Origin of the sequence: Gordonia sihwensis (assembly GCF_029632925.1) — a bacterium.
Classification (GTDB): Bacteria; Actinomycetota; Actinomycetes; order Mycobacteriales; family Mycobacteriaceae; genus Gordonia; species Gordonia sihwensis.
The window spans coordinates 2,100,465-2,125,165 of the sequence record NZ_CP121248.1; the positions used below are offsets into that span (position 1 = coordinate 2,100,465).

At 68.7% G+C, this 24,701-nt stretch carries 19 protein-coding genes, 1 pseudogene and 1 other annotated feature; of the genes and pseudogenes, 13 read left to right on the plus strand and 7 right to left on the minus strand.

The window, feature by feature from the left end:
• Nucleotides 1-57: 57 nt before the first annotated feature.
• From P5P27_RS10115 to P5P27_RS10130, 4 genes and pseudogenes are all read left to right on the plus strand, one after another.
• Nucleotides 58-1,215, plus strand: a complete 1,158-nt coding sequence (locus tag P5P27_RS10115) for an IS30 family transposase (protein ID WP_006896665.1) — start codon at nt 58-60, stop codon at nt 1,213-1,215.
• Entirely contained in the window at nt 1,199-2,260 is a 1,062-nt protein-coding gene (locus tag P5P27_RS10120; RefSeq protein ID WP_278127385.1) for an IS3 family transposase, read from the plus strand. Before P5P27_RS10115 ends, P5P27_RS10120 begins: the two co-directional genes overlap by 17 nt.
• Nucleotides 1,241-1,390 (plus strand) — a sequence feature (AL1L pseudoknot). Its footprint overlaps the gene before it by 150 nt.
• A gap of 29 nt (nt 2,261-2,289) precedes the next feature.
• Nucleotides 2,290-2,703 (plus strand): annotated as a pseudogene (locus P5P27_RS10125) (LLM class flavin-dependent oxidoreductase); the annotation flags it as partial.
• Between the two features lie 121 nt (nt 2,704-2,824).
• Nucleotides 2,825-2,968, plus strand: a complete 144-nt coding sequence (locus P5P27_RS10130; RefSeq protein WP_156150511.1) for a hypothetical protein — start codon at nt 2,825-2,827, stop codon at nt 2,966-2,968.
• Nucleotides 2,969-3,095: 127 nt separating this feature from the next.
• Here the strand turns inward: P5P27_RS10130 and P5P27_RS10135 are convergent, their stop codons facing one another.
• On the minus strand, nt 3,096-3,566 hold the full coding sequence (locus tag P5P27_RS10135; RefSeq protein WP_006895053.1) for a nitroreductase family deazaflavin-dependent oxidoreductase: 471 nt from the start codon (nt 3,564-3,566) through the stop codon (nt 3,096-3,098).
• A 4-nt stretch (nt 3,567-3,570) separates the two neighbouring features.
• On the minus strand, nt 3,571-5,511 hold the full coding sequence (gene htpG, locus P5P27_RS10140; RefSeq protein ID WP_039866851.1) for a molecular chaperone HtpG: 1,941 nt from the start codon (nt 5,509-5,511) through the stop codon (nt 3,571-3,573).
• Nucleotides 5,512-5,561: 50 nt separating this feature from the next.
• Between htpG and P5P27_RS10145 the strand changes: the two genes are divergently transcribed.
• Nucleotides 5,562-6,326: a PIG-L family deacetylase gene (locus P5P27_RS10145; protein WP_006895056.1), complete on the plus strand. Its 765-nt coding sequence runs from the start codon at nt 5,562-5,564 to the stop codon at nt 6,324-6,326.
• 8 nt (nt 6,327-6,334) lie between these two features.
• Here P5P27_RS10145 and recD read toward each other — a convergent pair whose 3' ends face one another.
• From recD to P5P27_RS10165, 4 genes are read right to left on the minus strand one after another with little or no spacing between them, the layout of a single operon-like run.
• Entirely contained in the window at nt 6,335-8,230 is a 1,896-nt protein-coding gene (gene recD, locus P5P27_RS10150; protein WP_278127386.1) for an exodeoxyribonuclease V subunit alpha, read from the minus strand.
• On the minus strand, nt 8,227-11,595 hold the full coding sequence (locus P5P27_RS10155; RefSeq protein WP_278127387.1) for a UvrD-helicase domain-containing protein: 3,369 nt from the start codon (nt 11,593-11,595) through the stop codon (nt 8,227-8,229). Before P5P27_RS10155 ends, recD begins: the two co-directional genes overlap by 4 nt.
• Nucleotides 11,592-14,978, minus strand: coding sequence for an exodeoxyribonuclease V subunit gamma (recC, locus tag P5P27_RS10160; protein ID WP_278127388.1), 3,387 nt, complete (start codon nt 14,976-14,978; stop codon nt 11,592-11,594). The genes P5P27_RS10155 and recC overlap by 4 nt, the downstream gene beginning before the upstream one ends.
• A 60-nt stretch (nt 14,979-15,038) precedes the next feature.
• A complete protein-coding gene (locus P5P27_RS10165) occupies nt 15,039-15,470 on the minus strand; it encodes an acyl-CoA thioesterase (protein ID WP_062367703.1) in 432 nt (143 codons plus the stop codon).
• A gap of 119 nt (nt 15,471-15,589) precedes the next feature.
• Between P5P27_RS10165 and P5P27_RS10170 the strand changes: the two genes are divergently transcribed.
• Together P5P27_RS10170 and P5P27_RS10175 are read left to right on the plus strand one after the other, a co-directional pair.
• Nucleotides 15,590-16,210: a GNAT family N-acetyltransferase gene (locus tag P5P27_RS10170; protein ID WP_006895062.1), complete on the plus strand. Its 621-nt coding sequence runs from the start codon at nt 15,590-15,592 to the stop codon at nt 16,208-16,210.
• A gap of 92 nt (nt 16,211-16,302) precedes the next feature.
• A complete protein-coding gene (locus P5P27_RS10175; protein ID WP_278127389.1) occupies nt 16,303-17,733 on the plus strand; it encodes an NAD(P)/FAD-dependent oxidoreductase in 1,431 nt (476 codons plus the stop codon).
• 58 nt (nt 17,734-17,791) lie between these two features.
• On the opposite strand, the gene P5P27_RS10180 is transcribed toward P5P27_RS10175, so the two are convergent.
• Nucleotides 17,792-18,214: a PaaI family thioesterase gene (locus P5P27_RS10180; RefSeq protein WP_045537875.1), complete on the minus strand. Its 423-nt coding sequence runs from the start codon at nt 18,212-18,214 to the stop codon at nt 17,792-17,794.
• A 288-nt stretch (nt 18,215-18,502) separates the two neighbouring features.
• On the opposite strand from P5P27_RS10180, the gene P5P27_RS10185 reads away from it, so the two are divergent.
• The 6 genes from P5P27_RS10185 to P5P27_RS10210 are packed head-to-tail and all read left to right on the plus strand — an operon-like array spanning nt 18,503 to nt 24,690.
• Nucleotides 18,503-18,895: a BlaI/MecI/CopY family transcriptional regulator gene (locus P5P27_RS10185; protein ID WP_278127390.1), complete on the plus strand. Its 393-nt coding sequence runs from the start codon at nt 18,503-18,505 to the stop codon at nt 18,893-18,895.
• Between the two features lie 45 nt (nt 18,896-18,940).
• Nucleotides 18,941-19,879, plus strand: coding sequence for a M56 family metallopeptidase (locus tag P5P27_RS10190; RefSeq protein WP_006895067.1), 939 nt, complete (start codon nt 18,941-18,943; stop codon nt 19,877-19,879).
• 35 nt (nt 19,880-19,914) lie between these two features.
• Nucleotides 19,915-21,351, plus strand: a complete 1,437-nt coding sequence (gene guaB1, locus P5P27_RS10195; protein WP_006895068.1) for a GMP reductase — start codon at nt 19,915-19,917, stop codon at nt 21,349-21,351.
• Between the two features lie 9 nt (nt 21,352-21,360).
• Nucleotides 21,361-22,749, plus strand: coding sequence for a hemolysin family protein (locus P5P27_RS10200; RefSeq protein ID WP_006895069.1), 1,389 nt, complete (start codon nt 21,361-21,363; stop codon nt 22,747-22,749).
• Entirely contained in the window at nt 22,742-23,818 is a 1,077-nt protein-coding gene (locus P5P27_RS10205) for a hemolysin family protein (protein WP_006895070.1), read from the plus strand. The genes P5P27_RS10200 and P5P27_RS10205 overlap by 8 nt, the downstream gene beginning before the upstream one ends.
• Nucleotides 23,818-24,690 (plus strand): hypothetical protein, encoded by an 873-nt coding sequence (locus P5P27_RS10210; protein ID WP_006895071.1) that lies wholly within the window; start codon nt 23,818-23,820, stop codon nt 24,688-24,690. The genes P5P27_RS10205 and P5P27_RS10210 overlap by 1 nt, the downstream gene beginning before the upstream one ends.
• The last annotated feature ends 11 nt before the right edge of the window (nt 24,691-24,701 follow it).

The following is a 24,701-nucleotide window of genomic DNA, read 5'->3' on the forward strand; positions in this document are numbered from 1 at the left end:
CGGTCAGTGCAACGAGTCCTGTGAGATGAGGCAGTCACTGATCACAGGAGGATCCGGATGCAGGGCAAGCACGGTCATCTCAGTCGGGAGCAGAAGCGGCTGGCACTCAGGCTGCATGCGAGGGGTTGGCGGCTGGTCGACATCGCCAAGGAGATCGGCTGCAGCGCGCCGATGGTCGGGATCATGGCCCGCACCGGCAGGCACGCCGACGCCAAGCCGTTCGGCTGGGAGCCACGCCAGGGCTGCCTGACGATTGACGAGCGCGAGCAGATCCTGGTGGGGATCAATCGTGGCGACACCTTCACCGCGATCGCCGAGCACCTGGGGCGCGCGGTGTCGACCATCAGCCGCGAGGTGAAGCGCGGCGGTGGTCGCTGCGGCTACTCGGCATGGCATGCGCACGAACGCGCTCGCGATCAAGCTCGTCGGCCGAAGTCTTTCAAGCTCGCGTCAGGCCGGTTGCTCGAGGAGGTCTCCAGCCGGCTGGAGCAGTTGTGGTCCCCCGAGGAGATCGCGGCGCGCCTACGGTTGGATCACGCCGATGATCCGGAGATGCGCGTGAGCCACGAGACGATCTACCAGTCCCTGTTTGTCCAGGGCCGAGGCGAGTTGCGCCGCGAGTTGGCGCGGTGTCTACGGTCCGGAAGAGCGGCCCGAAAGCCCCGCGGCACCACTGACGGCCGCGGCCGGATCCCCGGCATGGTGATGCTCAGCGAACGCCCCGCAGAAGCCGACGACCGCGCCGTGCCCGGACACTGGGAAGGCGACCTCATCCTTGGCGAGGGCAGCCGCAGCGCGGTCGGGACGCTCGTCGAGCGATCGACGCGGATGACGCTGCTGTTGCACCTCCCAGATGGCAAGACAGCCGAGCAGGTCGAGGCAGCGATGCGCGCCGCGATCAGCAAACTACCGTCCTCGTTGGCCAGAACGATCACCTGGGACCAGGGCGCGGAGATGTCGCAGCACGCGGCGTTCACCACTGCCACGGGTATCCCGATCTACTTCTGCGATCCCCACTCGCCCTGGCAGCGCGGGAGCAACGAGAACACCAACGGCCTGTTGCGTCAGTACCTGCCCAAGGGCACCGACCTGAGCGCCGTCACCCGCGAGGAGTTGGACGCGATCCAGGACAGCCTCAACAGCCGACCGCGCAAGACTCTGGGCTATCTGACACCATCAGAGAAGCTCGCAGAGCTTCTTGCGCCCACCGCTTGAATCCGCCGATATTGAAGACATCTGCGGCTTTTTTCGCGGCAGCGGAGCTCGACCGCAAGATCAAGTAGAGGTACCCACCGCGGTGCTGGTCGACTATATCGATCAGCACCGCGACCGGTTCGGGGTCGAGCCGATCTGCGCTGTGGTGAAGGACGCCGGCGTGCAGATCGCCCCGAGCACCTACTACGCCGCTAAGAAGCGGCCACCCTCGGCACGTGCGGTACGAGACGCTGAGCTGGTCATCGATATCCGGCATGCTCACAAGGCCAACCTCGGCGTCTATGGCGCCCGCAAGATTCACGCCGAGCTCAACCGCGAGGGCCTCAAGGTCGCCAGGTGCACCGTCGAGCGACTGATGAAGGATGAGGGCCTACGTGGCATCGGTCGGGAGAAGACCCGCAAGACCACCATCGGCGCCGACGCCGAGACCGAACGTCCGGAAGACCTCGTCGACAGGAAGTTCGTCGCCACTGCACCGAACCAGCTGTGGGTGGCCGATCTGACCTACGTCAGAACACACGCCGGGTGGGCCTACGTCGGGTTCGTCCTAGATGTGTTCAGCCGGATGATCGTCGGCTGGCAGGTGTCGACCTCGCTTCGCACTGACCTCGCTTTGGACGCCCTCGACATGGGGCTGTGGGCCCGGCAGCGCGCCGACCAGGACCTCACTGGCCTTATCCACCACAGCGACAGAGGAGTCCAGTATCGAGCGATTCGCTACACCGAGCGGCTCGCCGAGGCCAACGCCGTCGCATCCGTCGGGTCGAAGGGCGACAGCTACGACAACGCCATGGCCGAGGCGCTCAACTCGCTGTTCAAGGCTGAGTGCATCCGCAACCCCGTCATGCGGCCCAAGGGCGGCTGGAAGAACGTCGGTGACATCGAGATCGCGGTCGCTGAATACGTCGACTGGTTCAACCACCGACGGCTTCACGGCGAGATCGGGCTCGTCCCGCCAGCTGAATTCGAGGCCAACCACTGGGCATCACAACCCACGAAGCACTACCGTCAGAATCCGGTCCTCACCGAGGTCGGATCCAACTAACCGAGCCTCCACGAAACCCGGGGCGATTCAAGGGGTTCGCCCGACCCGGCGCCCGCCACACCCGCGAGACGTTCGAGATCGCCGCGGTGGCGCAGATCGTCCTCACCGACGACGTCGCCGCCGCCTACTCCGCGATCAAGCCCTTCCTCGCGCTGTACATGGGCGGTATGGGCAGCGAGGACACCAACTTCCATGCGGAGGTCTACCGCCGAATGGGCTACGCCGAGGTAGTCGACGAGGTCACCGCGCTGTTCCGGTCCGGCCGCAAGGAGGAGGCCGCGGCGATCATCCCGGACGCGGTCGTGGACGATTCGGCGATCGTCGGCGACGAGGCCCACGTACGCGAACAGATGGCTGTCTGGGAGCGCGCCGGGGTCACCACGATGCTCGTCTCCCCCGGCACCGTGGCCGAGGTGGAACGCCTCGCCGCATTGCTCGACTGAGCCGTTGACCGCAACCTTGATTAGGTGAACGAAAGGTTAACGCGGCCCGAATAACGCTTGACTTCACCTTGCGCGGAGGTTACAAAGGTATGGACTGCAAAGAACGAAGGAGGTCTCCACCATGCGAAACAGCACAGGTTCGACCTTTGCGTCCACCTTTCACGCGTACATTCGCCGGATCGCCGCGCGGATGAACCAGAGCGCCAACGAGCGCCTGAGCCTGCAACTCGGAAACTCTCCGGTCGCGGTGCTCGGCGTCGGCTGACGGCCCGAACAACACGAAACAGCAGTGGTCCCCGACGGAACGAATCCGTCGGGGACCACTGCTGTTTCGGAGGGTTGTGAACAAGTCGTCGTTCAGGAGCGGCCGGCGGACGGCCCGGCGACGACGGTCAGCTCACGCGGTGCAGGCGGAACAGCGGAATCACCCGGGTCGTGCGCTTCTCGTACAACGTGAAGTTCGGCCACACGCCGAGCAGCCGGTCCCACGCGGCGGCGCGCTCGACGCCGGAGAGCTCGGTCGCTGACATCCGCGTCGCCGCCCCGTGAACCTCGACGTCGAACGAATCGGCGGCCCGGATGTTGTAGACCCACGCAGGCGTCCGCGGTCCCCCGAAGTACGAGCCGGCGACGATCCAGTCCTCGCCGTCGGGCGCCGCGAGCACCGGCGTCGAGTGCAGCACTCCGCTCTTGCGGCCGCGCACCGTGATGGTGATCCCGGGCAGTCCGGCGATCCGCAGCAGATCCACTCGGCCGCGCGAGACCTTCTGAAGCACGGTGTCCGCCTTCACGATCCACGGGAGGTACCGCGGCAGCCAGGAGATCGACCCGATCAGGATCGCCAGCCGCGTGAGGATCCCCACCGGGTCAGCCGAGGTCTCTGGTGAGCGTGTCGGCCAACAGCCTCGCGACCTCCGCCGGATCGTCGAGATCTCCGCCCTCGGCGAGCACCGCCGTCGCGTACAGCAGCTTGGCGGTCGGTTCGAGAGCCGTGTGATCGTCGCCGTCCGCGTCGAACTTGCTCCGCAGGGCCGTGACGAGGGCGTTGTCCGGATTCAGCTCCAGGATCCGCTTCGACTTGGGCACCGGCTGGCCCGACGCCCGATACAGCTTCTCCAACTGCGGGGTCATCGAGAAAGTGTCCCCGACCAGGCACGCCGCCGACTCGGTCAGCCGCGAACTCAGCCGCGCCTCCGAGACGTCGTCCGCGAGCGTCTCGGCGAGCCAGGACAGCAGCGGTGCGAACTCCTCGTCGCGCTTCGACTTCTCCTCGCCGTCGGCGTCCGCGTCGGCGTCATCCAGGTCGACGACGCCCTTGGCCACCGACACCAGTTGCTTGCCTTCGAAGTCGAGACCGGAGGAGACCCAGACCTCGTCCACCGGATCGGACAGCAGCAGCACCTCGATGCCCTTCGCGCGGAAGGCCTCCAGGTGCGGCGACCGCTCGATCTGCGTCCGCGACTCGCCGGTCATGTAGTAGATCACGTCCTGATCGGGCTTGCACCGCGAGAGGTAGTCGACCAGTGTGGTCGGCTCGGTCTCACTGTGGGTGGACCCGAACACCGACGCCTTGAGGATCGCCTTCGCGTTGTCGTGGTCGTTGATCAGACCTTCCTTGAAGACGCGGCCGAAATTGCTCCAGAAGGTCTGGTAGTCCTCCGGACGACGGTCCTGCAGTTCCTGGACCGACGAGATGACCTTCTTCACCAGACGTCGCCGGATGGCGCGGATCTGACGGTCCTGCTGCAGAATCTCGCGCGAGACGTTCAGCGACAGATCCGCGGCGTCGACCACGCCCTGGACGAACCGCAGATACTCGGGCATCAACTCGGCGGCGTCGTCCATGATGAACACGCGCTTGACATACAGGTGGATGCCGCTGGTGCGCTCGCGCATGAACAGATCGAACGGCGCCTGCGACGGGATGAAGAGCAGGGCCTGGTACTCGAACGTGCCCTCGGCGTGCAGCGAGATGGTCTCGAGGGGCTCGTCCCAGGCGTGCGAGATGTGACGGTAGAACTCGGCGTACTCCTCCTCGGACACCTCGCCGGGCGACTTCGCCCACAGCGCCTTCTGCGAGTTCAGGGTCTCGTCGACCTCTTCGGTCGTGGGCTCGCCGCCTTCCTCGGCGGCAGGCACCTGCTTGGTCACCCGCATGCGGATCGGCCAGGAGATGAAGTCGGAGTACTTCTTGACCAGAGCGCGCAGCACGTTCTGGTCGGCGTAGTCGTGGACCGCGTTCTCCTCGTCGACGGCCTTGAGGGTGAGGGTGATCGACGTGCCCTGCGGAGCGTCGGGGGCCTCGTCGAGGGTGTAGGTCCCGTCGCCGGTCGACTCCCAGCGCGTTCCGACGGTCTCGCCGGCCTTGCGCGTGACCAGTTCGACGCGATCGGCGACCATGAACACCGAGTAGAAGCCGATGCCGAACTGGCCGATCAGTTCCCCGGCGTCCTTGGCGTCGGTCTCGGCGAGCTTCCGGCGCAGTTCATCGGTGCCCGACTTCGCCACGGTTCCGATCAGGTCGACGACCTCCTCGCGCGACATGCCGATGCCGTTGTCGGACACGGTCAGCGTCCGAGCGGAGGCGTCCGGGGTCAGCCGGATGTGCAGATCGGAGATGTCGACGTCGAGGTCCTTGTCGCGCAAGCCTTCCAAGCGGAGCTTGTCGACCGCGTCCGACGCGTTGGAGATCAGTTCGCGAAGAAAGCTGTCCTTGTTCGAATAGATCGAATGAACCATCAGATCCAGCAGTTGGCGTGCCTGGGCTTGGAACTCGTACACCTGCGAGGTCACCGCGTAACTCCTCATCGTTGAGCTGATTTCGCGCCGCTGAGTGTACCGGGGCGGCTGCGCGTACTGTGAAGGGCGTGTCTGGGGTTCCACGTGCTCTGTTCGTCCACGCTCATCCCGACGACGAGTCGTTGTGGACCGGCGGCACCATGGCACGACACGCCCGGCGCGGCGGCGAGGTCTCGCTGGTGACATGCACGTGGGTGCCCGGGACCGCGCGCCACGGCGAGTTGCTCGACGCCGCCCGCGAACTGGGACTGTCTCGCGAGCCCATCATGCTCGGCTACGCCGACAGTTTCGTCCCCGAGTCCGCGCCCGGCGCGACTCCGTTCGTCTCAGCGCCCTTCGACGAGCAGGTCGCGGCTCTGGTGGCACACATCCGGGAGATCAAGCCGCACATCCTCGTCACCTATGACGCCTACGGCATGTACGGCCACCCCGATCACATCCACGCCAACCGGCTCACGTGCGCCGCGGCCGACGCCGCGGCGATCGGCGCCTACCGCCCCGACGCGGGCGAGCCCTGGCAGGTCCGTTCGCTCTACTTCATCACCATTCCCGAGACCACCGTGACCACGTTGAAACCGCACCTCACCGAGGACTCGCATCTTCCCGTGTCCGGGACGCCCAGCGACCGGATCGACCTCGCCGTCGACGTCGACGACTGCCTCGGCAGCAAGATCCGCGCGATCGTCTCGCACAAGACGGAGATCGCGCGCAGCGCGTCGATGAAGGCCTTCGGAGCACTCCCCCGCGATCCGCAGCGACTGTTTCTGCAGTGGGAGTCGTATCTGCGGCGCGATCTCGTTCCGGGCGGAGCCGAGCTCGCCTGACTCCCGGCTCAGGCCGGCGACACGACCTCGACGAGATCGGTGCGCAGCCCTGACGCCCGCGCCACCCGGCGGCCGACGGCGGCGCGCAGGGATTCCGGTGTGCCGACGATGTTCACCTCGCGCTCGGCGCGGGTGATCGCCGTGTAGAGCAACTCCCGCGTCAGCAGTTCCGCGTCCGGGGGCGGGAGGATCACGGTGACCGTGCCGAACTGGCTGCCCTGACTCCGGTGAATGGTCATGGCGTAGACCGGAATCGCGTCGGCGAGCTGACTCGGGTGAAGCCGCTTGATCTCATGACCGCGTTCGAAGACCGCGGCGAGCCCGCCTGCATCGTCGATCACCACTCCGGAATCGCCGTTGTAGACGTCCTGCGTCCGGTCGTTCGCGGTCACCAGCAGCGGTTCGCCCGGATACCAGCGGCCCGTTCCGGCCGCACCGCCGAGGTCGTCGCTGATCCAGCCGATCACCCGTCTGGACCAGCCCGCGACCCCGTAGGGACCGTCCCGGTGCGCGCACAGCACGCGGTGCCCCCGGAGTGCCACCACGGCGCCGCGGGCGTCGCCGCTCCGCGCCGCCTCGCGCAGGCTCCGTGCCCAGCCCACGGCTTCGGTCCGCACCACGTCGGCGTCATCCGGATCGATCAGCCGGACCGGATGCTCCGACCGCGCGCCGTGGCCGATGAGCTCGATCACCCGGTCCGCGTCGCCGGCGTTGACCGCTTCGGCGACCTCGCCGATGCGGTCTCCGTAGCGGTGTCCGCGGCGCAGCGTGATGACGCCGCGCGCCAGTGCGGAGGTCTCCGCCGAATCGAAGTCGGCCGCCGCGAGATCGCACACAGCCGTGAACGCGTCCGGAAGCACGGCGCCGGCCCCGGCGGTCACATCCCGGTCGACGAGGTCAGCGAGAACCGCGCCCGCCTCCACCGACACCAGCTGGTGCGGATCGCCGACGAGGATGAGCCGGGTGTCGGCGCGCAGCGATTCGAGCAGACGGCACATCATCGTGACCGGGAGCATCGAGGTCTCGTCGACCACCACGACGTCGAAAGGCAGACGGTTGCCCGCCCCGCGGACGAACGTTCCGTCCGGCCGAGATCCGAGCAGGCGATGCACGGTCACCGCGGCGGGGTCACTCCGCAGGGTCTGGTGTTCGCGGCGGTACTCCCCGATCGCCGTCTGCAACTGGGCCGCGGCGCGTCCGGTGGGCGCGCACAGCCCGATCCGGAGGTCGCCGCCGAACAGCGTCTCCATCACGGCCAGGATGCGAGCGACCGTGTACGTCTTGCCGGTACCGGGACCGCCTGCGAGGACGGTGGTCCACGAGGTGGCCGCCAGCGCCGCGGCGGCACGCTGGCGGTCGTAGCCGCTCGTGTCGCCGGCCCCGAACGCCGCATCGAGCGCCGCCGTCAGCACGGCTGCGTCGACCGCGGGCCGGCTCGCGGCGCGTGCGTCGAGGATCTGCCGGATGCTCTGTTCCTGCCGGAAGAATTTGCGCAGATACAGCAGCGGGCCGTCGGCCGATTCGGCAAGGGCGAGCGGTCGCAGTGGGCCGGTGCCGCCGCCGATCACCAGCGGCGACGCGGCCAGCGCCGCACGCAGCGCGTCGGGTGCGGGCCACGGCAGCGGCGTCTGGTCGTCACCGGCCGCCGCGAGATCGGCGATCCTGTCCAGCTCGACGCAGGTGGAACCGGTCCGGACGGCACGGACCGCCAGCGCTGCGGCAAGGAGCACCTGCTCGTCGACGGGTCCGCCGCACAGCGCTGCGACGCGCCTGGCGACGTGCACATCGGCGGCGTTCAGCACACCCGCCGCGTTGAACGTCGTGAGCAGATCCGATCCCGAGGCCACACGCTGCGGCGCGCAGCGGTCCGACAGTGCTCCGGCGGTCGCGGACGGGTCGGTCATCGCCCCACTCCTTCCGTTCGGCCGGCGAGGAGCTCCGACATCTCGACGATCAGGGCGGGCGGCAGGTCCCATTGAAAGACGCCGCAGCCGGGCGGAGTCTGCGGACCGGCCATCCCGCGCACGAAGTGATACTGCACCGGACCCAGATGCCGTGCGGGGTCGTAGCCGGCGAGCCGCCAGCGCAGATAGCGGTGGAGTGCCACCGAATACAGCAGTGCCTGCAGCGGATAGTGCGCGGACATCATCTCCTCGGCCATCGCCTCGCGACCGAAGTCCTCGACCGCCAGATCCCCCGGACGCAGGCGGTTGGTCTTGTAGTCGACGACCACGAATCGGTTCTCGGCGGTCCGCAGCACCGAGTCGATGCTGCCGGTGAGATAGCCGGTGAAGGTCTCGTCGGAGACCGTCCGGACCATTTCCGCATACGGTGCCAGCGGATCGTCGCCCGGCAGATGCCGCGCGAGCAGATCTCCGACCTCCTCGAGGCCGAACCCGCCGGCGGTATCGGACAACGGCAGTTCGAAGTCCATCTCGGCCAGTCGCGCGCCGGGTTCGATGCTCCACAGATCGCCGAATCCCAGAGGTGTGGTGAGCACCCCGATCAGCGCGCGGGCGAGAACATCGACGTCGATCTCGACTCCCCGTGCCGCGGCGCCCTGCACGCACATCTGACGCACGTGCGCCGCCATATCCGGCTCCGCGGTGTCCACATGCTCGAGTACTTCGTGGACGAGGGTTCCGAATCCGGCGCCGAAGGGCAGCCCGTTCATCAGCGACGGTGTGCCCACGACTTCTCCGGACACCGCACCGGCCTCCGCCCGCGCGTCATCGGGCTCGTCGGGCCGCAGCACGTCCTCGGGTTCGCTCCCCGCCTGAACCGGCGAGGCTGGTCCGGGCGTCTCGGCGTGGAATGCCGCGTGCGCCGCGGCCACGATGGCCGAATACGACGTTCGGCGCCACCGTTGATCGATGCTTCTCGTGAACCGTGCCACGCTCAGTTCCGGAGGCGTGCCCGCGTCGGACGGAGGGCGCCACTCGGTGCGGCCGCGGCGACCCGCCGGTTCCACGACGACCGAGGGGTTCCCGGCTGCGACGCCGCGCAGAGCGCCGACGCACTCGGTGTCCCCGGCCGGGATCGGCACGGTGTCCGGAATCGGCGACAGGTCGCCCGACCGTGCGGCCAGTCGACGCTCGTCGGCGGTGAAGAGCAGCCGGTGCAGGGCCCCGCGCGCAGTCGTCGTGCTCGGCGCCCACCACAGGACCACCTGGCTGCGGGCTCGGGTCGCGGCCACGTAGAGCAGTCGAAGATCCTCACCGGCGCCTTCGGAGCGGGACTGCCGATCGCGGCGCGCATAGCCGCGCGCCTGTTTCCCTCCGACGTCGAGATAGCGGCGATCGCCTTCGTGGAACAGGAAGGTGGCCGGATTCGGGTGGCTGGCGCCGTCCCAGCCGAACGGCACGTAGACGATCGGGAACTCGAGTCCCTTGCTCGCGTGGACCGTCATGATCTGGACGGCCTCGGTGTCGCGGTCGAGCCGTCGCGTCGCGTCACGCTGTTGTCCCCACTGCGAACCCTCGTCGATCTGTCGTCCGAGCCAGTCGACCAGCGTGGCGATCCCGGTCGACGACTCGGTGACATGCCGATTGCACAGTTCGGAGATCTGCAGCACGTCGGTGAGCAGACGCTCGCCTCCGTCGACGCCGAGCAATCGCTCCGCGGTGCCGAACTCGCCGAAGAGCCGTGCGGCCATCGCCGCGAACCCGCCGTCGGCGAAGACGCGACCGAGTTCGGCCAGCCGTCCCGACAGCGCTCCGACACCCGTGTCGCCCTGCCGTTCCAGCGTCTGGGCCGACAGTCCGAGGATCGGCGTCAGCGCGGCCAGACGCACGCGTGGCTGTCGCGACGGCGTATCGATGGCGGACAGGACGTACCACCAGTATCGGGCCGCGGGTGTGGCGAAGATGGAGGTGCCCGAGGTGACGACGGAGGCGATGCCCCGTTCGGCGAGGGCACGCTGCAGCGGTGCGATCGTGCGGTTGGCGCGGAGCAGAACAGCGATGTCGCCGGGTTCGACCGACCGGGCGCCGTAGCCGTCGTCGATGGTCACGTCGCCGCCCAGCACACCCGCGATGTCGTCGGCGACGTCGTCGGTGACGCGCTCGCGGACTTCGGCGACCAAGGGAGTGGTGCCGTCCTGCGTCGTGGTGGTGAAGTCGCCGCGCAGGAATCCGCGGATACGGACCGCGGGCGCGCCGTGGATCCGCGATCCGGAACGGTGCGCCCGAACCGGCTGATAGGCGATCTGTCGGTGACCGAGCGTCGCGCCCTCGAAGAGCGCGCCGAGCCCGTCCACCACCGCGGCGTCCGAACGCCAGTTCACGGTCAGCCGCTGCCGCTCGTCTGCCGCCTCGACCGCGTTCAGGTAGCTCAGCACCTCGGCGCCGCGGAAGGCGTAGATCGACTGCTTCGGATCGCCCACCAGCACCAGCGGCAGGTGATCGTGGAAGCATCGCCTGACGATCTCCCACTGCTGAGGATCGGTGTCCTGGAACTCGTCGATGAGCACGGCCGAGAACTGTGCGCGGATCCGGCGGCACGCCTCATCGCCGATCTCGGCGTCGGTGACGATCTCGAACAGCGCCTGCTGCAGATCGTCGTAAGTGCGGACCCTGGCCAGCCGCTTGCGCAGCGCCGTGTGTGCGCGCGCCTGCTGAGCGATCCACACTCGTAGGTCCGACTCCTCGGTCCGCTCGTCCTCCCGGTCCGGAGCCAGTGCCGCAGCGGGATCGCGGACCGCGGCGACGGCGATCTGCTCGGCTTCGGCGTACCCGGGCGCCGAATCCGGGTCGCCGGCGAAACGCGCGAGGTAAGCGTCTCGCGCGAGCTCGGCGACCATGTCGTCGACGTTCTCGAGGATCGGGAACTGCTGCTGACGGCCGCCGAGGAAGCCGAGGACCGAGAGCATTCGATTGCAGAAGGTGTGGGTGGTCGCCATCGTGGCGGCGTCGAAGTCCGACAGGGCGTCCGCGAGCCGTTGACGCCGCCGTGCGACCTCGTCGGCGTCCGCGTCGGCCAGGAAGGCGATCAGATCGTCGCCGGACGTGCGTGCGGTGGCCCGATCGTGCAGCGCGGCGACGCACTCGGTGAGACGAGAATGCGTCCGGTCCCGCAATTCGGCGGAGGCCGCGTTCGAGAACGTCGCCATGAGCAACTCCGACACCGGGACGCCGCCGGCAATGTAGCGCACGGCCAGCGCGACGATCGCGTATGTCTTGCCGGTGCCCGCGCTGGCCTCGAGGACCAGCGTCCCGGTGGGCAGCGGTCCGGTGAGATCGAAGGCGGTGTCGCTTCCGAGTGCCGTCATCGGTCCTCCTCGTGCGCCAGGAGCGACCCGAACAGGGCCGCGGCGAGTCGGATGTACATGTCGGTCGCGTCGTCGCCGGGCAGCAGACCCGCCACGGACGACAGCGCCTCCGGCTGCGGCACCGCCGCGGCCATCGTCTCGAATCCGACCGCCGCGTCGGGATCCCCGTGGAAGACGAGCCCGGCGTACCGGTTCTGATCGCCGTACGACTTCTTGTACGCCCACTCGGCTCGACGCCGGGCCTTCGCCGGGTCGCCCGACCTGCCGAACTCCGACGCCGCGGCCACCGCGGCATCGAGGGTCAGGCCGATCGGCGCGGTCAGTCCCGCGTCACGGATGGCGACGAGCACCGCCAGCAGGTCCCCTGCGTCGTCAGGGGTGCGGATTCGACTCACCTTGGCCGACGGGTACCGACCGGAGGCACTGCCGACGACGACGGCTTCGGCGACGTCGCGGTCGGAACCGGCCCGGATCGCCAGCAACCGGATCCAGGCCGCGAGGCGATGCTTGGGCCCGAGCCGCGAATAGCTGACAGGCACCAGCCTGCCGGCGAAGACGTCTCCGACCGTCCCGTACACCCGGCGGCCGTCGGGCAGCACCACGCGGACGTCGACGGCGTCGGCGGAATCGTCACGATAGCCGTGTGCGGCAGTCGCCACCGCCTGCGCCTTGTCTCGGATGGGACCGAACTCTCTGGTTCCGAACGCGAAGGGCGGCAGACTGCCGCGCCGCAGTTCGGCTCCCTGCGCGGCGTGCGGATCCGCACCGCTGAGCAGCGCGTCGAGGTAGCGGTTGCCCACGCCCCACCGTTCGAGACCGTCCAACTCCACGGCGAGTTCGTCCCGATGTTCGTCGGCCTGTTCGGGCAGACCCACGCCGAGACGCTGCCGTGCATGACCCTCCACCGGTGCGGCCAGAAAGCTGATGAGCTCGTCGAGGTCGAGGTCGACGTCGGCATCGCCCGGCGCCCGCGGGAGTCTCTCATCGGCGATCACCGGCAGCGCGGGTCCCCGCTCGCGGCATCGGGTGAGTGCGCTCAGAGCACGGGCGCCCGGAAGCAGGGCCGCGTCGTAGCTGAAGGGCCCGGAACCGTCGTCGACGAAGTTCCGTTCGTCGAACGCGTGCAGGGTGTGCCGGTACAGCACCGGAACCGGATCGCCGACGCTGACCCCGAGCACCCCGCGCAGGGCGTCGAGCAGCTCGGAGACCACCACCGCCGGCGGCGTCCGGGCACCGGTCAGCGCATCGGCGCCGGTGTAGAACACCAGCAGGTGCTCGGTCGCCGCACAGATCGCGTCGAGGAACACCTGGCGGTCTTCGTCGCGCACATTCCGTTCCCCCACCATCGGCGCCACCTGGAGGATGTCGTCGCCGTCGACGGCCCCGGCCCGCGGGTATTGACCGCTGTCCATGCCGAGCACCACGATCACCCGATGCGGCACCGAGCGCATCGGCACCATCGAGCACACGGTCAGTTCGCCGGTGCAGAAGTTCGATCGCGTCGGACGCGCGATGAGCAGCTGCGCCATCAGATCGCGCATGTCGGCGAGCTTGAGTTCGGACTCCGGGGTTCCCTCGGGAACCGAGAGCGCATCGGTGAGCATGCCGACGGCTTGCGCCCGCTGCCACTCGGTCTCCGAGTCGGTGTGGGTCAGCAGATCGGCGGCGTGGATCATCGTTCGCAGCCATTGACCGGAGGAATGGGGTTCGGACACGGTCTCGAGCAGTGTGGTCAGGCGCTCGGCGAACTCGGCGAATCTTCCGGCGAGATCGGTGTCCGTCGAATCGATTCCCGACAGTGGCAGAGCGGTGGCGAGCCACTCGTTCTCCGCTTCCTCGGCGACCACGCCCAGCAGGATGCGGTCGAGCCCGGTCCGCACGGTGCCCTGGGGGAAACCGCCGAGCCCGAATCGGCGCCGCTGGGTCTCGTCGACGCCCCACCGGATACCTGAGCGCTGGACCCAGCCGGTGATCGTGTCGACATCGTCGTCGGTGAAGCCGAACCGGCGGCGCACCGGCTCCGTCGCGGCCAGATCGAGCAGATCGCCGGCCCGGACCCGGCCCGCCGCGAGGTCGAGGACGCGGGCGAGCACGTCGAGCACCGCGTTCTGCGCACGGATGCCCCGATCGGCGAGCCGCACGCGCAGCGAGAAGGCCGGATGGTCGCCGACGCGGCTCGACTGCCCGAAGACCCCGCCGATCAGCGGTGCGTACGCCTCCACGTCGGGACACATGATGAGCACATCGCGCGGTTCCAGAGTCGGGTCGGCGTCGAACAGGTGCAGAAGCCGGTCGCGAAGCACCTCCACCTGGCGCTGCGGACCGTGGCAGGCGTGCACCTCGACGCTGCCGTCGGCACCGGGGTCGAGTCCCTCGCCCTCGGCCGGGCGCCCGGGATCGTCGCGCCTGATGCCGTCCTGAAGCGCACCCAGCAGTGTCGCGGGACGACGGTGTTCCGCGGAATGGTGGCAGGTGGCGCCGACCGCGGGCGCCAGCACCTCCTGGAGCTCCTGCACGTCCCGGGACAGGCTCGCCAGCAATGGGTGCCGCACGCGCACCGGTCGGCGTTCGGCGCGCAGCCGTCCACTCCGCTGCGGCCCCGCGGTCTGGACCGCCGACCACAGTTCGGGCGAGGGATGCGGAAGATACAAGCCCACCTCGCGCCGCTCCGACAGCGCCGCGAGCACGTTTCGCAGCGTCTGCGGGATCCGCGTGGCCCCGAACAACGAGAGCCGTTCGGGAAGGTCGACGGCGTCCGCGTCGGCGCGCAGACGGTCCACCACGACCGGCAGTTGCTCCGCCAGATGCGGATGCCCCACCTCCTCGCGGACCAGCCGCCACAGCCACGGCTGCCACCGCAGATGCTCGGCGAGTTCTCCTCCCGCACCGTCCGTGTCGGAGCCGGAGGCCCACTCGGCGATCATCGTCGGCCGCTGCCATCCGTACGAGGTGAACAGTGCGGCGATGGTCGACGCGGTCGAGAGCCGACGTCCGCGATCGGCGCGGGCGTCTCCGGTCCCGAGATGTGTGGCGAGAACGCGGAGCACGGGATCGTCGATGTGGCCGTCCACCACCCGCAGCACCGGCCATCGCAGACGATCGGCGAACCAGCTCTCGGCGGCCTCGGGATCGTCCGACACGCCGTCGAGCACCTGACGCAGCAGGAACGACGGCGAGTCGAAGGCGATGTTCGCGGCGATGCCGTCGCCGCCGCACGAGGTGCCGAGCCGCAGCGACAGCTGCTGCCGGAGCCAGCGTTCCACTCCGCGCTCGGGGACCGCGACGATCTCGGTCCGCATGGGATCGGCCAGCGGCCGGGACAGGGTGTCGGCGAGCGCCTCCACGAGGCATCCCGCCTGCTCGGCGCGGTGCACGGTCAGCACTGGCGACTCTCCCCTCTGCTCAACTGGCGCTACCGGACTGCTCGGCCGTCTGGGACGGTGTCAGCGGCGCCGCCGGAACTCCACTTCCCCGCCGGTGTGTTCGGCGAGCCCCGCACGCACCGCCTCCGGGAGCGGCGCGGGTCGGCCGGTCGCGAGATCCACCACGGCACAGGTGGTCTCGGCGAGCGCAGCGAGTTCGCCGTCCCAGGCGCGGACGCGGTAGCCGTAGTCGAACGACTTCTCGCCGATCCGCGAGATCCAGATCTCGACCTTGGCCGATTCGTGGTGATAGAGGAGCGGAGTGACGAACTCGATCTCCTGCCGCGCGATCAGGAAGCCGAACCGCCGATCGTCCTTCTGGAACCACAGGTGCATGGCCCGGACCCGAGCCTCCTCGAGGATCCGCGCGAACTGCACGTTGTTGATGTGGCTGAGCGGGTCCATGTCGCCCCAGCGCAATTGAATCTCGACGACGAACGGTGTGTCGGGCATGCGTGCACCCTATCGCCCGCCTCCGACAGTCCGGCCCGCCGGGACGGGTCGGTCGGTGCGCCTCGCCGACGGACCCGAAGTCGCGCCGCGATGTCGGTCGTCGCCGATACACTCCCCACGTGGACATCGGGACTCGACGACTTCGGCTGCGCCCCGTGGCACCTCACGACGCACCGCTGCTGCACGGCCTGGACGCCGACCCGGTGGTGATGGAGTTCGTCACCGGAGGCGAAGCCACTGCGCCGGCGATGATCACCGATTGGGTCATCCCCCGATCCCAGGCGCAGTTCCGCGAATGCGGAACCGGCCTCTGGGTCGCGTTCGACCGCCGAACCCGGCTGTTCACCGGTTGGGTCTGGCTGCGGGCACCCCGGCATTCGGCGGTGCCGGAGCTGGAGCTCAGCTACCGGCTGCGGCGCGAATCGTGGCACCGAGGACTGGCGACCGAGGCGGCGTCCGCACTGATCTCGGTCGCCTTCACCGAGACCGGGACCGAGCGGATCTTCGCCAGCACTCACCCGGACAACATGCGATCGCAGCGGGTGATGCAGAAACTCGGAATGCGTCTGGCGGCCGAACACCTGCGTCGCGAGCAGTTCGACGACGGATTCACCGGTCACGATGTGGAGTACGAGATCTGCCGCGCCGATTGGCTCCGGACCCGCCGGCCCGCAGCCGTCGCACCGTCCGGACCCCGGCACCGTGCGCGCGGCCCCGGCACCGTCGAGATGACCGCCTGATCGTCGCGGACTACCGTGATCGGTCAGGGGCCCGGCATCACCGAGCATCCGCTTCACCTCGTCATGTGAACCCACCACCCAGGAGACATTCAATGACCAGCAGCCCAGCCACCAGCCTGCGGCGCCGCCGACAGGTGGTGATCATCGGCTCCGGTTTCGGCGGTCTGTTCGCGGCACAGCGCCTCAAGAAGGCCGACGTGGACGTGACCCTGATCGCGAAGACCACCCATCACCTGTTCCAGCCGATGCTGTACCAGGTCGCGACCGGCATCATCGCCGAGGGCGAGATCGCCCCGGCCACCCGGGTGGTGCTGCGGAAGCAGAAGAACACCCGGGTCCTCCTGGGCGAGGTGTTCGACATCGATCTCGAGAACCAGGTGGTCCGCTCGCAGTTGCTCGAGCGCGTCACCGAGACCGCCTACGACGACCTGATCATCGCCGCCGGGGCCGACCAGTCGTACTTCGGCAACGATCATTTCGCCGAGTACGCACCCGGCATGAAGACCATCGACCACGCACTGGAACTGCGCGGCCGCATCCTCGGCGCCTTCGAGCAGGCCGAGCTCTCCAACGATCCGGCCGAGCAGAAGAAGCTGCTGACCTTCGTCGTGATCGGTGCGGGCCCGACCGGTGTGGAACTGGCGGGTCAGATCGCCGAGATGAGCGACAAGACGCTCCGCGGCGCGTTCCGCAACATCGATCCGACCGACGCGAACGTCATCCTTCTCGACGCCTCGCCCGCCGTTCTTCCGCCCTTCGGCCCCAAACTCGGCGAGAAGGCGCGACGCAGGCTCGAACGCCTCGGCGTGGACGTGCAACTCGGTGCGATGGTGACCGATCTCGATTACGACGGTCTCACCGTCAAGGAGAAGGACGGCACCACCCGGCGCATCGAGAGCCAGTGCAAGGTGTGGTCGGCCGGTGTGCAGGCCAGTTCGCTCGGCAAGGTGCTGGCCGATCAGTCCGACACCGAACTCGACCGCGCGGGCCGGGTGAAGGTGGGACCGGACCTCACGATCCCCGGTCATCCCAACGTCTACGTCGTGGGCGACATGATGGCGGTCGACGGCGTCCCCGGAGTCGCGCAGGGCGCGATCCAGGGCGGCCGGTACGCCGCCGACGCGATTCTCGCGGAGATCCGCAAGGGGCAGACGCCCGACCAGCGCAAGCCCTTCAGCTACTTCGACAAGGGCTCGATGGCCACCGTCTCACGCTTCAGCGCCGTGATGCAGGTGCCGATCCCCGGAACCAAGTGGAAGTTCGAGAGCGAGGGTTACATCGCCTGGCTCGGCTGGCTCGCACTCCACTTGGTGTACCTGGTGGGCTTCCGCAACCGGTTGAACACCATCATCAACTGGTTCTTCGCCTTCAACACCCGCGGGCGCACTCAGCTGGCGGTCACCGAGCAGCAGGTGTACGCGCGGACCGCCCTCACCGAACTGTCCTATCTCGAACGGCTCCGGCTGGCCGAGGCCGCCCGCGCCGACGGCGACGGCCCCGAACGGACCGACACTGCCGGCTGACCGATCGTTCCCGTGATCCGGGCCCTCTCGCCGCGGCGAGAGGGCCCGATCGGCATTCTCAGCCCGCGGGTGTCTCGATGTTCTGCAGGCGGACCCGCGACTGCGCGACGAGCCTGCCCGTCTGATCGGTGATGTCGACCTGCCAGAGCTGCTGGCGGCGGCCCCGGTGAATCGGGCTGGTCGACACCGACAGCGTCCCGCTCGACACCGAGCGGAGGAAATCGGTCGAGTTGTTCGCACCGACGGCGGTCCCGCCGAGTCCGCTCTCCTGCAGCCAGCAGAAGGCGCTGATGCTCGCGGCGCTCTCGGCCAGTGCGCAGTACACACCGCCGTGAGTGATGCCGAAGGGCTGATGGTGGATCTCGGAGAGTTCCAGCGTGCCGCGCAGTCCCTCGCCGTCTGCGTGGGTCACGGTGAAGCCGAGGAGTCGGTCGAGGCCTCGGGCCTCGGTCGGGTCGATCGCAATTGACGTCTCTTCCATACGTGAACCCTGCCACTGCCGGCAGGCCAGACGCCAGTGACCCCCGCGCTCCTCATCGAACACGGGGGTCACCGTCGCGGATCGGGGGTCTCTGCAGCCCTCAGGACTCTCACGCGATCCTTGGTGATGAATGTAGGCTAACCTTAGTTTCGTGTCAACACGGTCCGCCGCAGAGCCGACGGGAACTCCTTCCCCGCCTCACGCGTTACACAATCGTGAGCGATGGCGGCCTCGACCGACACGATCCATGACCGGCACGAAGCGGAGAAATCAGGGAGTCGACGTAAGATGAAGAAGATGAATGGATTGGGCGATCTCGAGCGTGCCGTCATGGACACCCTGTGGGCGTCCGCGACGCCACAGACCGTGCGTCAGGTGCATGCCGAACTGGCCAAGAGCCGCCCTCTCGCGTACACGACCGTCATGACCGTGCTGCAGCGTCTCACCAAGAAGGGTCTGGTTACCCAGATCCGTGACGACCGCGCACACCAGTACACGGCCACCTCGCCGCGCGAGGACCTCGTGGCCAAGCTGATGGTCGACGCACTCAGTTCCGCCGACGCCCCGGACTCGCGTCACGCGGCCCTCGTCTCGTTCGTCGGACGAGTCGGCGCGGACGAAGCCGCGGCACTGCGCGAAGCTCTCGATGAGCTGGAAACCACGCGCGGCAGCCACAGTTGACTACCCTGACATGAGATCACCGACTCCGACGACCTGGGGAGGGCCATGACGGCGCTGCTGTTCGGCATCCTCACGATCGCCTTGGTCGGACCGATCCCCGCTTCCCTCTCCCGCGCCACCTGGCCGCTCTACGCTCCGCGTGCGGCGATGGCCCTGTGGCAGTCGATCGCCCTCGCAGCCGTGCTGTCGGCATTCAGCACCGGGCTCGCGATCGCCGCCAACCTGCTCTCGCCCGGGCCCAACGGTGCGCCGACCAGCAATCCCATCGAAGAGATCCACCGGCTCGGCTGGTTTCTCTGGACGGTCTACGTCGCGGTCTTCGCGCTGACCTTCCTCATCGGCGCGCGCCTGATGTACACCGTGATCCGCGTCGGCATCCGCACGCGGGCGCGACGCAATGCGCACCGCACGCTCATCGACCTGGTCGACAACGCCGACCGCAGGCTCGCGGCCGGGCGCGACATCCGGATCCTCGACGTCCCCGCGCCGCTCGCCTACTGCCTGCCCGGACTGCGCAGGCGAGTAGTCCTCAGCGAAGGGGTGCTGGCTCGACTCGACGAGCGCGAGCTGACCGCCGTCATCGAACACGAACGCGCACACCTGCGGGCCCGGCACGATCTGGTGCTTGAGGCATTCATCGCGCTGCACGAGGCCTTCCCCCGATTCGTCCGGTCCAAGTCCGCGCTCGGGTCGGTGGAACTGCTGGCCGAGGCCCTGGCCGACGATCAGGCCGCGCGTGCCACCACTCCCACCACTCTCGGCCGCGCACTGGTGGCCTGCGCGGACGCGACCGCACCTCGCGGCGCCATGGCGGTCGGCGGCCCGACCACCCTCGTCCGCGTCCGGCGGCTCTCATACATGCACTCCGCACGCCGCATCTCGGCGACGGCCTACCTGCTCGCCGCGGCCATCCTGGTCGTTCCGACCCTCGCGGTGGCCATCCCCTGGCTCACCGAGCTCAGCCGCCTCATCGCCCACCACTGACGACCGCCGAGACGCTGTGACATGAAAGGTTCCCCGTGCGCTTCCTGGACGGCCACGCACCGCACTACGACCTGACTTACGACGACGTCTTCATCGTTCCGAACCGGTCGTCGGTGGCCTCGCGGTTCGACGTCGACATGTCGACCTCCGACGGCACCGGCACCACCATCCCGCTGGTGGTCGCCAATATGACGGCGATCGCCGGAAAGCGGATGGCCGAGACCGTGGCGCGACGCGGCGGCCTGGTGGTGCTTCCGCAGGACGTGCCGCTCGATGTCGCGGCCCGGACCATCGCCTACGTCAAGAATGCGCACCTGGTGGCCGAGACGCCGGTCACCCTCTGCGCGACCGACGTGATGGCGCATGCGCAGGCACTGATCCCGAAGCGTTCGCACGGCTACGCGGTGGTCCTCGACGGACGTCGGCCGATCGGACTGATCCCACGCGCGGCGCCCGGACACGAGATCGACCTCTTCACCGATGTCGCCTCGGTCGCCGAGCCCGTGCCGGTGACCCTGCCCGCCGAGACCGACCCCCGGCTTGTCTTCGACGCGCTGGTCGAGGCGAACGCCGACCTGGCCGTACTCACCGACGGAGCCGGCGAGCTCGCCGGCGTGCTGACCCGCCTCGGCGCGCTCCGGTCCGGTATCTACCGCCCCAACGTGGACGCCTCGGGCAGGCTCCGGATCGGTGCCGCGGTCGGCATCAACGGGGACGTGGTCGGCAAGGCCCGCGCACTGGTCGAGGCCGGGGCCGACCTGCTCGTCGTCGATACCGCTCACGGACATCAGGAGAAGATGATCAGTGCGCTCGCCGCAATCGCGGGCGCCGATCTCGGCGTCCGGCTGGCCGCGGGGAATGTGGTGTCCGCACAGGGCACGCTCGATCTGATCGAGGCGGGCGCCGACATCGTCAAGGTCGGTGTCGGCCCGGGCGCGATGTGCACCACGCGGATGATGACCGGCGTCGGCCGGCCACAGTTCTCGGCGGTCGCCGAATGCGCCGCCGTCGCACGCGAGCACGGTGCGGCGGTGTGGGCGGACGGCGGCATCCGGCACCCGCGGGACGTGGCGCTGGCGGTGGCGGCCGGCGCATCGAATGCGATGGTCGGTTCCTGGTTCGCCGGAACGTACGAGTCGCCGGGCGACCTGCACGCCGACTCCGCAGGCGAATACAAGGTGAGCTTCGGCATGGCGTCGAAACGCGCCGTCGCCGCGCGTTCGTCCGCCGACGCCGCATACGATCGTGCCCGGAAAGCGCTGTTCGAGGAGGGCATCTCCTCCTCGCGCATCCGTATCGACCCCGACCGCCCCGGAGTAGAGGACTTGATCGACCACATCTGTTCAGGAGTCCGCAGCACCGCGACCTACGCCGGTGCCTCGACTCTGCAGGAATTGCACGACAAGGTGGTACTGGGCGTCCAGTCCGCCGCCGGTTTCGCCGAGGGACGCCCGCTCCCGGGTGGTTGGTGACCCGCGCCGGTGAACGTATTCGTCATCATCGCGAGTCTGGCCGGATTCATCGCGCTGACGCTGGGCACGGCGCTGTTCGTCGCCGGAGAGTTCTCGCTGACCGCGCTCGAACGGTCCACCATCGCGGGCGACGTCGCGCGTCGCGGCGATCGCCGTGCGCGAGCCGTCGACCGAGCGCACCGATCCCTCTCCTTCCAGTTGTCGGGCGCCCAGCTGGGCATCACGATCACAACGCTGATCACCGGTTACATCGCCGAACCGGTGCTGGCGACCCTGTTCGCGCCCGTGCTGGAGGCGATGAGGATTCCGGACGGAGTCGCCGACGGCATCTCCCTGGCGCTGGCCCTGATCATCGCCACCTCGCTCTCGATGGTCCTCGGTGAGCTGATACCGAAGAACCTCGCGATCACCAAGCCGCTGGCGGTCGCGCGCGCCACCGCCACTCCCCTCGCGATGTTCTCCTCGTTCTTCCGGCCGGCGATCAACGGCCTCAACGGCTCGGCGAACGCACTGGTGCGGCGCCTGGGCATCGAGCCCACCGAAGAACTCGGGTCGGCGCGGTCGGCTGCCGAACTCGCCGCGCTGGTGCGCAACTCCGCGCTGCGCGGGGCCCTCGACCCCGACACCGCGACTCTCGTCGACCGGTCGCTGCGTTTCGGCGATCTCACGGCCGCGGACCTGATGACTCCCCGCGTGCGGATCGAATCGCTCGAACCCAACGACTCGGTGCGCGATCTGATCGCCGCCGCTTCCCGGACCGGCCACTCCCGGTTCCTGATCGCCGAAGGCGGCGACCTCGACAACCTCGTCGGCGTCGTCCACATCAAGCAGGCCTTCACCCTGCCGCCGCAGAGCCTCGCGACCACGTCGCTGCGGTCGCTGGCACGCCCGATCACCCGGGTCCCGGACAGCCTCGACGGCGACTCGCTGATGGATCGCATCTCGTCGAACGGCCTCGAGGTCTGCGTGGTCATCGACGAGTACGGCGGCACCGCGGGCCTGGTGACGTCGGAGGACATCGTCGAGGAGATCCTCGGCGACGTCACCGACGAGCACGACGTCGAGGAGTCGGACGTGACTCCGGTCGGCAACGGCTTCCGCTGCTCCGGGCTGCTGCGGCTCGACGAACTGCAGAGCGGCACCGGCTACCGCGCACCCGAGGGGTCGTACGAGACGCTCGGCGGACTGGTGATGTTCTGCCTCGGCCGCATTCCGCGCACCGGCGACATCGTCGACCTTCCGCAGCGCGAGTCGGCCGGCGAGAACTTCCTCGACGAACCCGAACCCCGATGGCGCGCGACCGTGGTGCAGATGGATCAGCGCCGCGTCGACAAGGTGTGGATGACGATCATCGACGGCAGTGCCGAGCCCGGCGGGACGGAGGCGTCCCGTGGGTGACTGGTGGGGAATCCTGCTGACGGTGGTGCTCCTGGCCGCCAACGCCTTCTTCGTCGCCGGCGAGTTCTCGCTCATCGCGGCGCGGCGGGACCGGCTCGTCGCCCTCGAGGAATCGGGAAAGAAGCGTGCCCGCACGGTGATCGAGGCCTCCGAGCATCTGTCGCTGATGCTCGCGGGCTCGCAGCTCGGAATCACGATCTGTTCGATCCTGCTCGGTCGGGTCGCCGAACCGGCCATCGCCCATCTGATCAGCGCACCGCTGGATCTGATGCGCGTGCCGAGTCAGCTGCTGCACCCGATCGCCTTCGCGATCGGTCTGGCGATCGTGGTGATCCTGCACATCCTGCTGGGTGAGATGGTGCCGAAGAACATCGCGCTCGCCGGCCCCGAGACCGTGGCGATGCTGGTGGTTCCGGTGCACCTGGTCTTCATGCGCGTCGCACGGCCGCTGATCTGGTTCTACAACGCGTTGGCGAACATCTCGCTCAGGGCGATGCGCGTCGAGCCCAAGGACGAGTTGGCGACCACGGTCAACGAGGCCGAGCTGGCCGACATGATCGGCGAGTCCCGGGAGCTCGGTCTGCTCGACGCCGACGAGCACGAGCGGCTCACCCGCGCACTGACGACCGTCGAACGGACGGTGGCCGAACTGATGATCCCGCTGAGCACGGTGCGCAGCGTGCGCGTTCAGCTCGACGCATCGACGGGCGGACTCGGTCCCACACTCGGTTCAGTCGAGCGTGCGGTGCGCGAGACGGGTTACTCCCGCTTCCCCGTCCGCGGGTTGGACGGCTCGTTCATCGGCTACCTGCACATCAAGGACGTGCTCGACGACATCCTCGATCCGGCCGTCGGCCCGGAGTCGATCATCGGTGTGGACCAGATCCGGCCGCTGCCGAAGATCGGTTCGGCGACACCGCTGGACGAAGCCACCGTCGTGCTCCGCCGCACCAGCGCCCACCTCGGGGCGGTCGTCGACACGGCGGGCACGATCATCGGGGTCATCGCACTCGCCGACCTCGCGGAGGCCTTCGTCGGCGACCTCCGCGACTCCACGCACCGCATCTGATGCAGCGGCAGGAGACGCTGTCGCGCCCGGAGTGGCAGTCCCGGGCCGACGCCCACCGGGAGCGCGTCGAGACCCTCATCGGTCCGTATCTGCGGATGCGGAACGAAGGACGCAAGCACCCGGTCATCGACTTCCTGTTCACCTACTACTCGGCCCGCCCCGGTCAGGTGCTGCGCTGGCATCCCGGCTACGGTGTGCGGCTGGCCCAGGCCCACCGCTACTCCGGTCTGCGTGGCTACCGCGTCGATGTCGACGGCACCGCAGAGGTGACGCGCGAACATCTCGAGTCCCGGGTCCGGCTGCTCACCGACACCGTCCGCATCACGCGGGCGACGGCGAACCGCGCACCGCGCCTCGGTTGTCTCGGCCTGCACGAGTGGGCGATGGTGTATCGCGCCGACGAGACCCGTCACGAACTGCCGCTCCGGCTCGGCGCGCGCGGCACCGACGCCGTGGTCGAGGAGAGCACACTCGCGTGCACGCACTTCGACGCCTTCCGGTTCTTCACCGCGGACGCGGTCGGGCGCAACGCCACCGCCCTGAGTCGAGCCGGAGCCGTCGACAACGAGCAGCCGGGCTGCCTGCACGCGACGATGGACCTGTACCGCTACTGTCTGCGCCTCACGCCACTGCTCCCGGCGGACCTGCTGGCCGACTGCTTCGAGCTGGCCCTGGACGCGCGGGAACTCGACATGCGAGCCAGTCCGTACGACCTCACCTCGTACGGCTACGCACCGGTGGCCATCGAGACGCCCGAGGGGCGGGCCCGGTACGTCCGCGAGCAGGCGGCTATCGCGCGGCGCGGGCAGGAACTCCGTGAGGCCCTCATCACAACCTGCGACAGCCTTCTCGAATCGGTCGGCCTCGGATAAATACTCGCTGG